The sequence below is a fragment of the Pseudomonas sp. 86_A genome (assembly GCF_017491705.1).
GTDB lineage: Bacteria > Pseudomonadota > Gammaproteobacteria > Pseudomonadales > Pseudomonadaceae > Aquipseudomonas > Aquipseudomonas koreensis.
Genome location: NZ_JAFGYS010000010.1, coordinates 257,559 through 270,921 on the forward strand (window position 1 = coordinate 257,559; position 13,363 = coordinate 270,921).

The window sequence follows — 13,363 nt, forward strand, 5'->3', positions numbered from 1 at the left end:
GTCAGGTAATCGGACGCCTCTTCAGAGCAGCATGAACCCTTGTGGTTTTGCTTCGTGTAGTTGACGCCCGAGGGATTGATTTCTGATGAGCCGCTGACGTAGGCTATTTCCGTTGATCGTGTCAGTCATTTCTCAAGGTTGAGTCGGATGACGGCACACATCAGTACCAGATCAGGAGCTTCATTTTTACAAGGGTTGGTAGGCGTTTTTTCGCCTGCCTGTAATCGAACATGGCGAGCGCGTTGGTAAACGCGTTTGCGAATATCTGGTTATTGATACTCTCATGCCTCCTTCCGTATTGAGCCCACATCGATTCATCGCGCGTGTCCGTCCGGATATCGCCCTTTTCGATAGCCATGTTGTGAACAGTCGTCGTCGCAGCATTTTGTTTGCCTTTACTTTCTCTCCTCCCCCCCAAAAACACTAAGTCGTTATTGAACCTATTGCCTTCCTGATAACTGGCCGGGTGCTTTGCCCTGCCTGTCAGCGATTGCCTGAGCCTTTTTAACGGACGTCCACTTGGGTGGGGCGGGTCTTTTGATGCATCTAACAGGGAGTTCACTGCATGTGGTGGAAGAGTCTTGCTCGGCAAATTCAGGAAAGAACTGCCGATAACAATGGGGTCGTCGCGTTTGGCGCGGGTTTCGGACCCTCCGGGCTTCCCCATATCGGCACGTTGTGTGAGGTGTTGCGCGTCAGCATCGTAAAAACAGCATTCGAGAAAATATCCAGCAAAGAAACCCGGCTGTTTATTGTTTCCGACGATCTGGATGCGCTGCGAAAAGTACCTGGAACATTCCCTCAACCGCAGCGCCTGCAAAGTTGTCTGGGGCTACCGTTGTGCGATATCCCCGACCCTTTCGAACAGGCGGGCAGCCTGTCGGCAGGCATTAACGCTCGACTTGATCAGGTACTGATGCCCTATGCGCTCGACTATCAACTGATTGAAAACAGTGCGCTCTATCGATCCGGTTACTACAACTCGACCATCAAGCAGTTTCTCTCTCGAATGGAGGCGATCAATCAGGTTGTGGCCTCACGTCTGGGAATTACCCGTAGAAAGAGCTACAGCATGTTCATGCCCGTCTCGCGTTTTTCAGGGCGGATCATCGAGCATCTGGTGGTTCGGCATGTTGATGTGCAGCGCGGAGAAATTGTCTATCAAATTCCGCCAGACCTGCTGATCAACCGGCCAGGCGAGGAGTACAGCATCACATCACAGGAGTATTACGCCGACGAGCCGATTGGCGAAGACATCACCACGTCGGTGTTGGATGGTCACTGCAAGTTGCAATGGAAGGCCGATTGGGCAATGCGCTTGATTCACCGCAATATTGCTTTTGAAATGCATGGCGAAGACCTGACTGACTCGGCGAATACGGTGCGCGATATCTGCCAGGTATTGGATGTGCGAGCGCCGATCCTGATGAAGTACGGGCTGTTTACCGACATCGCTGGCAAGAAAATTTCCAAAAGCAAAGGCAACGGCTTTTCTCTGGAGCAAGTCAGCAAGTACATGCCCGAGGGGGCGTTGCAGCATTTCATGTTCAACAACCCTTATCGCACCACTCGCTTCCACCCTCAGGTGTCGATCAAGGCCTATGACAATTACCGGGCTGACCATGCGCGTATGGTCGAGGGCGACGATGACAACCCCGTCGGCTATTTCCATCGCCCACCGCGCCATGGCAAGCGCTGCACCACCTACCAGCGGATGCTGAACATCTTTACCGCCTGCCATCCAGATGACATTGATGCGGCTTACCACTACCTGCTTCAGCACGACAAAACCCGGCAGGACATCCTGGCGGATGACGGCTTTACCGATGTGGTCCAGAAAGCATTTACCTATTACCAGGAACGGGTAGCCCCACTTTTTCAGCCACGGCTACTCACTGAGCACGGGGAGTCGACGCTGTATAGGCTTTCAGAGCAGTTCAAACAACTGGCGGTCCTCCCGGGACCGGTTGCTCGCGAACAGATCACGCAAATCTTCGATCAAGTTGGCGTCTCCAGTCCCGGTGATGCTTACCGGATGCTTTACACCTGCCTGTTCGGCGAGGAAAGCGGGCCGCGACTCTACGGGTACATCAATCGTCTGGGTGTTCAGGCTTTTTGTGCACAACTCGAATCACGGATCAAACAGGCAGTTCAATACAGGGAGAGTGAAACCATGAGCGAAGTGCAGTTCAATCAAGCCAACACCGAGTCGTCCGAAGTCCCGCGCCCGATGACCACGAGCGAGCTGCCGCGAGAGGACGGGCGGGTGTTGGAAGCCATCGACTTCGAAGAGGTCAAAGCCCGTGCCGCAGCCTTCGCGCAGCATCTTCGAAGCAACAGTGAGGCGATTGCCGAGAGCCTTTCGGGGTTCGAGTGCTACAACGTGGCGGTGGATGAGATTGAGCGGTGTGTCGAGTTTCTTGAGTGCCTGGAGCTTAACAGCCCGTTCTTTGAACGCAGGGTGCGTTGCGTCACCAGTTACTTGCCGCTCAACCAGCCGATCTATGCCACGACTTGCTTTGGCATTATTCCTTCGTTGCTGGCCGATTCAGCCTGGCTTCGACCGCCGACAGCGATGCACTCGCACTATAGGAAGTTGCTGGAGTCGTTGCAGCTGGAGCGCTTCTTTCCGAACCTGAACATCTCTTTTGCCGACAAAGAGACGTTCGTCAGCCAGACCGCTGCGATGTCCGATGTGGTTATTTTCACCGGCACGCCGGAAAACGCGACCAAAGTCAGAAAGTCCTACCTCAAGCGCACCTTGTTCATCCTCAACGGGGCGGGCCATAACCCCCTGGTCGTGTCGGCCGATGCATCGATCGACACCGCGATCGAAAGTGCGTTGCGGGTGGTGTTGTACAACCAGGGGCAGGATTGCGCCGGTCCCAACAGCATCCTTGTGCATCGACAGGTCTACGGCGAGTTTATTCGTCGATTGCGCGAAGAGCTGATCAAGTGCGAGGACTATGTGGGCGATTACGCACGCAAAGAGAACATCGTCGGACCTAATAGCGACCCTGACCATACGTTGAAAGTAGTGAAAATGTTCAAGGAGTATCGCGAACACTGCACTTATGGCGGCGAGATCAATCCGATCAGCGGCTTGATCCGTCCGACCGTGTTCGAGCGGCCATTGTCGCTGGGCGGCAACTACAAAGAGTTTTTTGCCCCTGTGTTCTTTGTTCAACCTTATGCCGATGACGAGGAGCTGGCGGGTTATTTCGAACATCCGCTCTATGCGCCCAACTCCATGTACGTGTCGTTGTTTGGCAGCAGCGGCTACATCGACAGTTTGGTGGCGTCCGGCAAACATGCCGCAGAGACGGTGCTGAACAACACCGATCTGCATGTCGTGGAGAAAGGCTACAACCCTTACGGCGGTTATGGGGTCGCGGCGTCCTGTCTGTATGTGAACGGCGTGCGGATTGCCAAACCGACGTTGCCTCAACGGGATATCCACGAGCATCTCGTGGCAGTTTGAGCGTGCGTGGGCCGGCTATCGATAGGCAGTGAGCCTGAGGTGTGATGAATGAATAGATTATTGTTGGCGGCGCTGGTACTCGGCGTTTCCATTGTCGGGTTATGTATCGGTTCGACCGTGCCAGTGGTCGCGTTGCGCCTGTACCAGGCAGGAGCGTCGGCTGTGCATATCGGTGTGATGTCGGCACTGCCCGCGGCCGGGATGATGCTGTCGGCCTTTCTGGTGGACTGGATCTGCCAGCGGCTGAGCCGTCGACATATTTATTTGGGTTGTTTCGCGCTGTCGACCCTGAGCGTGGCCGCCGTCGAGTTCTTCGCTTCGACGGTGTACGGCCTGGCACTGGCCAGGTTTACGATGGGGTTGGCGGCGGGGATCATCATTATTCTGGGGGAATCCTGGGTGAATGAAATCGCCGAGGACCACTACAGAGGCCGGGTTGTTGCGATCTACACCACCTGCTTTACGGTTTTCCAGCTACTCGGGCCAGGGATGGTGGCCCTCTTCGGCACCGCCGGACCTCAGGTGATCAGTGTGGTAATAGCCGGACATCTGTTGGCGCTAGGGATGATCTGGTTCACCTTGCCGAGACAGGAGGATTATCACGGGCATTCGGAAAGCAAGACGTTCTCGGTGCTGGGCTTCATTCAAGTGGCGCCGGCGCTGTGCATGGGCATCATCTTTTTCTCGTTTTTCGATAGCGTGATCCTGTCGATGTTTCCGGTTTACGCTGCCGATCACGGCTATGCCATCAAATTCGCTGCGCTCATGGTGACGGTGATTCTGCTCGGTGACGCGGCCTTCCAGTTCCCGCTGGGCTGGCTCTCGGACAACGTTGCCAGACCGATTGTCTACTTGGGGTGCGGTGTGCTTTCTCTGGCAATCGGTGTCTGCCTGCCGTGGTTAATGAACTATCCCTACTTGCTCTGGCCAAGCCTGGTGGTACTCGGGGCCGTTGCCGGCGGAGTTTATACCCTGGCGATCATTCTGATCGGCGAAGGGTTCAAAGGCCCGGATCTGGTCACCGCGAATGCCAGCGCCGGTTTTTTATGGGGGGTAGGCAGTTTACTCGGCCCCCTGGTCAGCAGCGCAGCGATGACAACCAGTGCGCACGGCCTGCCGTTAGCGCTGTCTGCTGCGGCTGCGCTGTTTGTGTTGTTCGCATTGCCGCTGTTCAAGAGGACGGTCAGGGTGAAGGCGCTGCGATAACACACGCTGAGGTCTGGGAGTGGTTCTTCGACGACGTCGGTTTTGACGTTGTACAAGCACTAAAAACGGCTTACCGAAAGGTAGGCCGTTTTTTCTGCCTGAAGCAAAGTGCCGACAGCAAATGCCATTATTTACTGCGACCAGTTGCCCAACGCTGACAACCCTTTCGCCCAGATCTGCCGAGTCCGCAACCCGACCATCGCGCGCCAGTCCGGATCGGCCGGATAAAACTGCTCCAGCAGATTCAACTTGATCGTCCGCCCCGTCGCATCCAGCGGATTGCCATGCAGATGCAGCCACTGGTCATCGCGCAAATATCGATGCACCTCCGGTCCCGGATACGTTCCACACTCGATCACGAACGGCATCAGTTGCACGCCCGGCAATGCATTGAGCAGCGCCTGCGAGGTGTAGCCGGTGGCGGTCGCCGCGACACCGGTTTCGCTCAAGGTGTCGGCCCCGGTGTGCAGCGTGTAAAGCCATGGGCCGTAGATCGACTGGGCGTGCGCGAGTGCCGGATAAGGCGCTTGAGTGATGGTCAGCAACATCGGATGGCCGTACTCGCCGGCGCCGGTGTGCAGGTCAAAGCACATCAGGGTTTCAGCGCCCGCCAGGTGCTCGTCGATGATTTGATGCAAGGTGCGATTCGACCAGCTCGGCGCGCGGCCGCCGTAGAACAGACCATCGGGGTGACTGTGCTGACCGCCCTCGACTATCGACATCACCGCCGGCCAGCCGTGTTCGGCAATCTGCGCATCGAGCAAGGCGTCGGCCCGCGCGCGCTCCAGGCCGTTCAGATCGGTGCAGGCGTAAATCTCGTGCAAGGCCGCGTAAGCGCGGTTGTCCGGCAACGGCCCGGCGAAATCCAGGTGATTGCGGTTGAGGTCGATGTTGTCTTCGTTGACCCGCCGCAGCCACGCGGTGCCCCACGGGTTGATCAGGTGCACCATCACCACCGCGACATCCTTGGGCAGCGAGCCCGGCACAAAGGTCTTCAGCCATTCGTTCTGGCAATCCGAGCCGTAATAGCCCTCGACCCCGTGAGTGCCGCTGAGTGCGACCAGCCGACGTTTGGCCTGCGGATCACCGAGCACGGCGACGTCGGTGCTCAGCGGTTCGCCAAAGGGGCCACAGCGCGGATGTGCGTACGAGGTGAGCGTGGCGCCGGCGGCCTGGGCGGCGGCGAGAAACTGCTCGCGTTGATTGCGGTAGCTGGATTCGGTGGGGAACGCGCTGTGCATATCAGTCTCTTGTTGATCTAGTAATTGTAAGGACGTGTGCGGTCGGTCGATTGCGGTTGACCCTAGCGAACATCCGCCCCGAAAAGAAAGACAAAAATGCCCATCGGTTTGCGTCGCGACCGACCGGTCGATAAAGTCCGTCAGACCTTTCACCCCATGGACGGAGAGCACCACGTGTTTCCAGCCCTGCCCCTGAGCCGCTTTCGCCTGCCTGCCCTGACGCTGATCATCAGCGCCCTGACCCTCACCGCGTGCAACGCCCCGCCCTCTTCGACCTTGCCGCTGGCCCCGGAAGCTGCGTCCGGTTATCGCACCGATCTGCAGACCCGTCATGCCAGCAAACACATGGCCGCTGCCGCCAATCCGCTGGCCGCCGAGGCCGGGCGCGAGATGCTGCGCAAGGGCGGCTCGGCGATTGATGCGGCGATTGCGATGCAAGCAGTGCTGACGCTGGTTGAGCCGCAATCCTCCGGAATCGGCGGCGGCGCGATGATCGTGTTGTGGGACGGCAAACAGGTGCGCACCTACGACGGCCGCGAAACCGCACCGGCGGGTGCCACCGAGAAGCTGTTCCTGCAAGCCGACGGCCAACCGATGCCGTTCCCGCAGGCGCAGATCGGCGGGCGCTCGGTCGGTACACCGGGTGTGCTGCGTGCACTGGAGCTGGCGCACCAACAACACGGTCGCCTGCCGTGGACCACGCTGTTTGAGCCGGCGATCAAACTCGCCGAGCAGGGTTTTGCGATTTCTCCACGCCTGCATTCGTTGCTGGAATCCGACCCGGTGATCCGTAAGTCACCCGACATGGCCGCGTACTTCCTCAACCGCGACGGCAGCGTCAAAGCCGTCGGCACCCGCCTGCAAAACCCGGCGCTGGCGGCTGTGCTCAAGCGCATCGCCAACGAAGGTCCGGACGCGCTGTACAAAGGCCCGATCGCCGAAGAGATTGTCGCCAAGGTGCAAGGCCACACCAACCCCGGCAGCCTGTCGTTGCAGGATCTGCAAGGCTACAAAGCCAAAGAACGCGCACCGCTGTGCACTGACTACAAACGCTGGCAGGTCTGCGGTATGCCGCCACCGTCATCGGGCGGGATCGCCGTGGCGCAGATTCTCGGCACCTTGCAGGCCCTGGAAACCCGCGACCCGCGTCTGTCACTCACGCCGCTCAAACCGCTGAAAACCAACAAACCGGCCGGCATCGAACCCGATCCCCAAGCGGTGCACCTGATCGCCGAAGCCGAACGCCTGGCTTATGCCGACCGCGCGCAATACGTCGCCGATACCGATTTCGTGCCGGTGCCGGTCAAAGGCCTGGTCGACCCCGGCTATCTCGCCAGCCGCGCCAGCCTGATCGGTGAACGCAGCATGGGCAGCGCCAAGCCGGGCACCCCACCGGGCGTGCAGGTGGCCTACGCGCCGGATCGCTCGCCGCTGCGCATCTCCACCTCGCAAGTGGTGGCAGTGGATGACATGGGCGGCGCGGTGTCGATGACCACCACCATCGAAGCAGCGTTCGGCTCGCATCTGATGGTTCAGGGCTTTTTGCTGAACAATCAGATGACCGACTTCTCGTTCATTCCCGAAGAGAACGGGCAGAAAGTCGCCAACCGCGTCGAACCCGGCAAACGCCCACGCTCGTCGATGGCGCCAACCTTGATCTTCGATCGCCACAGCGGGGAATTCCTCGCCAGCGTCGGCTCACCGGGCGGCTCGCAGATCATCGAATACGTGGCCAAGACCACCGTCGGCCTGCTCGACTGGAACCTCGACCCGCAAAGCGCCATCAGCCTGCCCAACTTCGGCAGCCGCAACGGCCCGACCGAACTGGAACAAGGCCAGTTCAGCCCGGCGCTGATTCAGGCGCTGAAGGACAAAGGTCACACGGTGAATGAAATCGACATGACCAGCGGCACCCAGGCCATCGTGCGGGTCAAGGATGCACAAGGGAAAGCGTCGTTGGCAGGTGGTGCGGATCCACGACGTGAAGGGGAAGCGTTGGGGGATTGAAGCGACAAGGTGCGAAGAAAAGGCTTGCCGCAAGGCAGGCCGGTGTACGACACCGAATCCCTATTGGCCAATGCCAGCGAAACACTAGGCTCGGTCACCGAGATGCTAAACAACTTCGCCGCTGTACTGGACACCTCGCACCGCAAGACCGCACTGGGTATTGCGCAAATCGTCATGCTGAGTGAGCTGGCGGTGAATCAGGCGCTGGATAACGTTCAGCCGGTTACGTAATTACTGCCGCGCATAAAAAATCCGATGCCCGTACAGGCATCGGATTTTTTATGATTGGGCCAAAGATCAAACATGCACGCAAAGTTATTATTCAAACCGCTAGCGTCTTGCCAACCACCGCATCGCCAATCGTCAGGAAATGCCCGCCCGCCACATGGTGCAACGTGCGCAAACCGTCATGCCCTTCGAAATGCCAACGCCCGTCACTGAACACGCGCTCATCGGCGTGGGCGGCGATGACTTCGGCGAGGAAAAGGTCGTACTGCTCGTGATTGCGCGGCTCCGGCAGCAAGCGGCATTCGAGCCAGGCGACGCAGCCTTCGAGCAGCGGCGCTTCGACTGTTTCGCCGGCGAAGGTCTGCAGGCCGTAAGCCTGAAACTTGTCATGCCCCTGATTCTGCTGGATCTCCAGCCCCGACGTGTTGCCGACGGTTTGCACGATGTCGGCCTGATTGGCGCACGGCACGTTGAGCACGAAGGTGCCCGAGGCTTCGAGCAACTGCCGGGTCCAGGTGGACTTGTCGAGAACCACCGCGACTTTCGGCGGTTCGAAATCCAGCGGCATCGCCCAGGCGGCGGCCATGATGTTGCGCTGGCCGTCATGGGCGGCGCTGACCAGCACGGTCGGGCCGTGGTTGAGCAGACGGTAGGCTTTGTTCAAGGGAACCGGGTGGCGGTGGGAAGCGCTCATGGGAATCTGCTCCGGGGAAAAGGAGCCGATTGTAGCGCCACCTGTGACCTGTAGGAGTGAGCCTGCTCGCGATAGCGGTGGATCAGTCAGCACAATTATTGAATGTCCAACCGTCATCGCGAGCAGGCTCACTCCTACAAAAGTCGGTGCAGGTCAGTTGGAGAGTTGGTTGGCAAACTGGCCGACTGCATCCACCACTTTCTGCGCGCCGTCCTGAATCTCGACGATCACCGTGCCCGCCTCTGCCGCCAGCGCCAGGCCTTGCTCGGCCTGCAGCTTGCCGTCGGTCATGAGCGCCACGGCATTGCGGGCCATTTCCTGGTTCTGCCGCACCACGGTGACGATCTCTTCGGTCGCCTGGCTGGTGCGCGACGCCAGTTGCCGCACTTCGTCGGCCACCACCGCAAAGCCTCGACCCTGCTCGCCGGCGCGGGCCGCTTCGATGGCAGCGTTGAGCGCCAGCAGGTTGGTCTGTTCGGCAATGCCGCTGATGGTTTTGACGATGGTGCCAATCACCTGCGACTGCTCGTTCAGCGCCTCGATGCCTTCACCGGCGGCTTGCATGTGTCGCGACAGATCGCGCATCACATTCACCGCTTCAGTCACCACGGTGGTGCCGCGCTGGGCGGTGCTGTCGGTTTGCTGCGAAGTGCTGTAGGCGATGCTGGCCGCGTCGGCTACCGCTTGTTCGCGATTGACCTGATCGGTAATGACTGTGGCGAATTTCACCACTTTGTACAGTTTGTTGTTGGCATCGAGCACCGGGTTGTAGGACGCCTCCAGCCACACCGTACGACCATGGCTGTCGACCCGCTTGAAACGCTCGGCCACAAACTCGCCGTTGTTCAGGCGACGCCAGAAATTCTGGTACTCGGCGCTGTTGTACTCATCAGGCGTGCAGAACATCCGGTGATGCTTGCCCTTGATCTGCGCCAGGCTGTAACCCATGCCGCTGAGGAAGCGCTCGTTGGCGTTGAGCACGTTGCCGTTGAGGTCGAACTCGATCACTGCGGTGGAGCGCACCAGCGCACCGATCAGGTTTTCGTGCTCGCGGGAGGCTTCGATGGTGCGGGTCAGGTCGCTGGAGAAAATCGAGAAATGCTTGATCCGCCCGTCCGAGGAACGCACCGGTTGCACGATGGAGCGCAGCCACGCCTCTTCGCCATTACCGCGAAGCAGGCGCACGGCCCCCGCGAAATGCTCGCCACGGGTCAGTGCAGCCTTGAAGCGATGATGAAATTCATCGGACTTCACATGCGCCGGAACGATGTCCTCAATGGCGCGCCCCACCAGATCCTGGCTCTTGTAGAGCATCTCGGCGAGAAAGTTCTGATTGACCGACTGCACGCGTCCGTCGGGCTCCAGCGTCAGCACCAGCATCTCGCTTTCCAGGCTTTCCTTCACTTGCAGCAGGCTGGAAAGTTCTTCACGAAGAGTGGCCAGCTCTTGCTTCAGGCGTTTGTTGAACATGGGGAAGTACCGATAGGCAGGGTAGAAAGCGGGATGCAGCCTAACCATCGGCCTTGGAAAACTTTTCTGAAGAGCGATTGAGACCGGCCGGTCAAAAATAATCCCGACTGGCGATCGATCTTGTTTACCCCCGAAGACCGGAGGTAAAACCCAGCGCTCTGGCCCGGCCACTTCAGGTATCCTCAAGGCAAATTGCAACAACATGTTGCAGGTATCCGCCCGATAAGGAGTGCCGTTTTGGATTTATCGACCGCTGCCTGGATGGTTCACGACACGCGCCTGATTCTTTGCTGCCTGCTGGCGATTGCCACCATCATTGTGCTGATCAGCGCCACTAAACTTCCGCCGTTCCTGTCGATCCTGATCGGTACGTTCATTGCCGGTGTCGGCGCCGGTTTGCCGCCCGAAGACGTGGCCAAGGCGTTCAGCAAAGGCGCCGGGGCGATTCTCGGTGAGGCGGGGATCATCATTGCGCTGGGCTCGATGCTCGGCGCACTGATGGCTGAATCCGGCGCCGCCGACCGCATCGCCTCGACCTTGCTCGGGCTGGGCAAAGGCAAGTCCCTGCCATGGGTCATGGCGCTGGTGGCGATGGTGATCGGCCTGCCGCTGTTCTTCGAGGTGGGGCTGGTGATGATGGTGCCGATCATCTTCGTCATGGCCCGCCGTTCGGGTCAGCCACTGTTGAAAATCGCGATTCCGGCGCTGGCCGGGATGACCACCCTGCACGCCTTGATGCCGCCGCATCCCGGGCCGTTGATCGCGGTCAGCGCGTTGCATGCCGACCTTGGGCTGACCATGTTGCTGGGTTTCAGCATCGCCATTCCGGCAGTGATTCTGGCCGGGCCGCTGTACGGCAACTGGCTGTCGAAACGCATGCACGTCGATGAACCGGCAGAGCTTGGCGCACTGTTCAGCGCCCCGCCGAAAGCGCCGCGTCAGCCAGGTTTCGGCCTGTCGTTGTTGATCATTCTGTTGCCGGTGTTGCTGATGCTCGGCAGCACCCTGGCGAAAGTCGCGATGAGCCCGGAAAGCAGCGTCGCCCTGACCCTGAAGTTCCTCGGCGAGCCTTTGGTGGCGCTGGGCATTGCAGTGATGGCAGCGGTGATCTGCCTCGGCTGGGCCAACGGCATGCCGCGTGATCAAGTGGGCGGCACCCTGCGCAGAAGCCTGGCGCCGATTGCCGTGCTGTTGCTGACCATCGGTGCCGGCGGCGGCCTGAAGCAGACCTTGCTGGATGCCGGCGTCAGCCAGACCATCAGCAAAGTCGCCGAAGGTGCGCACATGCCGTATCTGCTGCTGGCCTGGCTGATTGCCGTGGCGTTGCGTCAAGCCACCGGCTCGGCGACGGTCGCCACCACCACGACAGCGGGGATTCTGGCGCCGATGATGGCGGGGCTCGCCGCGACGCAAAGTTCGTTGGTGGCGCTGGCGATTGGTGCCGGCTCAGTGTTCTTCTGCCATGTGAACGATGCCGGCTTCTGGATGGTTCGCGAGTACTTTGGCTTGCAGCTCAAACAGACGATCTGGGTCTGGTCGATCCTGCAAACCATTGTTTCGGTGGTGGGACTGGTCGGGACGTTGCTGTGGTGGCACTGGTTGACCTGACAGCGGTCAGGAACAGGGCGCCACGGATTGGCGCCCGACACCACTCATGCGCGAGCCGAAGTACGCCGCGCTGCCGATGCCGATGCCGACCGCACCCATCACCGCACAGAACATCACGCAGATCCATGGGCTCCAAGGCATCAGACCGATCAGCAACAGCGGTGTGATGCTCGCCCACGCGGCGTAGGCAATGTTGTAGGTGAAGGAAATGCCGGATACCCGGATACGCGCCGGGAACAGCCCGACCATCACCGACGGCACCGCGCCGACCACACCGCAGCCCAGGCCGGCGATGGCGTACGCCAGCCCCACCCAGTCGCCCCCCGTGATCAAGCAGCTGTAAAGCACGCCGATGCCCAAAGGCAGCAGCAAGCTATAGAGCATGACCGTGCGCCAGGCGCCGAGGCGATCGACCAGCAACCCGGCAATCACGCAACCGATATTGAGGAAGACGATGCCCAACGCGCTGAGGGCAAAAGTGTGGCTGGCGCTCATGCCGAAGGTTTTCTGCATCATGGTCGGGGTGATCACCACGAACACCACCACCGCCGAAGTCAGCACGCAAGTCAGCAACATGGCCGGCAACATCGCCAGTCGATGCTCGCGCAGCACGGTGCGCAGCGGCAGTTCAACCCGCGCCTCGCGCTGCGCTTCCATGGCCATGAACACCGGGGTTTCGCTCAACCAGCGCCGCAGGTAGACGCCGATCACGCCGAACACCCCACCGAGCAGGAACGGATAACGCCAGGCGTAATCGAGGATTTCTGCCGGGGTGAACGCCTGTGCAAGGAAGGTCGCGGTCAACGCGCCAATCAAGTAGCCGAAGGTCAGCCCGGCCTGCAAAAAGCCCAGCGCGTAACCGCGATGGCCGGTTGGCGCATGTTCGGCGACGAACACCCACGCGCTCGGCACTTCCCCGCCGACCGCCGCGCCTTGGAGAATGCGTAGCGCCAGCAACAGCAGCGGTGCGAAATAACCGATCTGGGCATACGTCGGCATGATCCCGATCAGCAGGCACGGCAGCGCCATCATCAGGATGCTCAGGCTGAAGACTTTCTTGCGCCCGAGTTTGTCGGCGAAATGCGCCATCAGGATCCCGCCCAGCGGCCGCGCCAGATAACCGGTGACGAAGATCCCGAAGCTTTGCAGCAGGCGCAGCCACTCGGGCATTTCCGGCGGGAAGAACAACTGGCTGAGGGTCAGGGCGAAGAACACGAAGATGATGAAATCGTAGATCTCAAGCGCCCCGCCGAGGGCCGCAAGGCCGAGGGTCTTGTAGTCGGAACGGCTGAACGGCGCCGGTCGGGCTGTGGATTGGGCAGTCATGGCAAAGAACTCTGGCAGGCAAAAAACCAAGGCGCTCATGGTCTACGCAAATCTGCCTGGGGACAACCCGTTAGACCATAGTCCCGGTTTTGCAAAACCTGC

Annotated in this window: 9 protein-coding genes and 1 pseudogene; 5 read left to right on the plus strand and 5 right to left on the minus strand. The window is 59.8% G+C overall.

Annotated elements, in window-relative coordinates; all coding sequences use genetic code 11:
• Positions 1-160: 160 nt before the first annotated feature.
• On the minus strand, positions 161-358 hold the full coding sequence (locus tag J5M57_RS17355; RefSeq protein ID WP_207871979.1) for a hypothetical protein: 198 nt from the start codon (positions 356-358) through the stop codon (positions 161-163).
• A 207-nt stretch (positions 359-565) separates the two neighbouring features.
• Between J5M57_RS17355 and J5M57_RS17360 the strand changes: the two genes are divergently transcribed.
• Together J5M57_RS17360 and J5M57_RS17365 are read left to right on the plus strand one after the other, a co-directional pair.
• Complete coding sequence (locus J5M57_RS17360) at positions 566-3,481, plus strand: aldehyde dehydrogenase family protein (RefSeq protein WP_169843752.1); 2,916 nt, start codon at positions 566-568, stop codon at positions 3,479-3,481.
• Positions 3,482-3,529: 48 nt separating this feature from the next.
• The gene (locus J5M57_RS17365; RefSeq protein WP_207847844.1) at positions 3,530-4,687 is read left to right on the plus strand and encodes an MFS transporter; all 1,158 of its coding nucleotides are present in this window, start codon (positions 3,530-3,532) and stop codon (positions 4,685-4,687) included.
• Positions 4,688-4,818: 131 nt separating this feature from the next.
• Here the strand turns inward: J5M57_RS17365 and J5M57_RS17370 are convergent, their stop codons facing one another.
• Positions 4,819-5,928: a DUF2817 domain-containing protein gene (locus J5M57_RS17370; protein ID WP_207847843.1), complete on the minus strand. Its 1,110-nt coding sequence runs from the start codon at positions 5,926-5,928 to the stop codon at positions 4,819-4,821.
• A 174-nt stretch (positions 5,929-6,102) separates the two neighbouring features.
• Between J5M57_RS17370 and ggt the strand changes: the two genes are divergently transcribed.
• Positions 6,103-7,935, plus strand: coding sequence for a gamma-glutamyltransferase (ggt, locus tag J5M57_RS17375; protein WP_207848015.1), 1,833 nt, complete (start codon positions 6,103-6,105; stop codon positions 7,933-7,935).
• A gap of 45 nt (positions 7,936-7,980) precedes the next feature.
• A pseudogene (locus J5M57_RS17380) lies at positions 7,981-8,166 on the plus strand (hypothetical protein); the annotation flags it as partial.
• A 91-nt stretch (positions 8,167-8,257) separates the two neighbouring features.
• On the opposite strand, the gene J5M57_RS17385 reads toward J5M57_RS17380, so the two are convergent.
• Both J5M57_RS17385 and J5M57_RS17390 read right to left on the minus strand, forming a co-directional pair.
• Positions 8,258-8,857, minus strand: coding sequence for a flavin reductase family protein (locus tag J5M57_RS17385; RefSeq protein WP_207847842.1), 600 nt, complete (start codon positions 8,855-8,857; stop codon positions 8,258-8,260).
• A gap of 153 nt (positions 8,858-9,010) precedes the next feature.
• Entirely contained in the window at positions 9,011-10,327 is a 1,317-nt protein-coding gene (locus J5M57_RS17390; protein WP_083367922.1) for a PAS domain-containing methyl-accepting chemotaxis protein, read from the minus strand.
• 237 nt (positions 10,328-10,564) lie between these two features.
• Between J5M57_RS17390 and J5M57_RS17395 the strand changes: the two genes are divergently transcribed.
• On the plus strand, positions 10,565-11,935 hold the full coding sequence (locus J5M57_RS17395) for a gluconate:H+ symporter (protein WP_083367921.1): 1,371 nt from the start codon (positions 10,565-10,567) through the stop codon (positions 11,933-11,935).
• Positions 11,936-11,941: 6 nt separating this feature from the next.
• Here the strand turns inward: J5M57_RS17395 and J5M57_RS17400 are convergent, their stop codons facing one another.
• Positions 11,942-13,261, minus strand: coding sequence for an MFS transporter (locus tag J5M57_RS17400; protein WP_207847841.1), 1,320 nt, complete (start codon positions 13,259-13,261; stop codon positions 11,942-11,944).
• Between the last annotated feature and the right edge of the window lie 102 nt (positions 13,262-13,363).

Coding starts and splice junctions, on each gene's coding strand:
- J5M57_RS17355 (WP_207871979.1), bottom strand. CDS start 358: ATGGCTATCGAAAAGGGCGATATCCGGACGGACACGCGCGATGAATCG.
- J5M57_RS17360 (WP_169843752.1), top strand. CDS start 566: ATGTGGTGGAAGAGTCTTGCTCGGCAAATTCAGGAAAGAACTGCCGAT.
- J5M57_RS17365 (WP_207847844.1), top strand. CDS start 3,530: ATGAATAGATTATTGTTGGCGGCGCTGGTACTCGGCGTTTCCATTGTC.
- J5M57_RS17370 (WP_207847843.1), bottom strand. CDS start 5,928: ATGCACAGCGCGTTCCCCACCGAATCCAGCTACCGCAATCAACGCGAG.
- J5M57_RS17385 (WP_207847842.1), bottom strand. CDS start 8,857: ATGAGCGCTTCCCACCGCCACCCGGTTCCCTTGAACAAAGCCTACCGT.
- J5M57_RS17390 (WP_083367922.1), bottom strand. CDS start 10,327: ATGTTCAACAAACGCCTGAAGCAAGAGCTGGCCACTCTTCGTGAAGAA.
- J5M57_RS17400 (WP_207847841.1), bottom strand. CDS start 13,261: ATGACTGCCCAATCCACAGCCCGACCGGCGCCGTTCAGCCGTTCCGAC.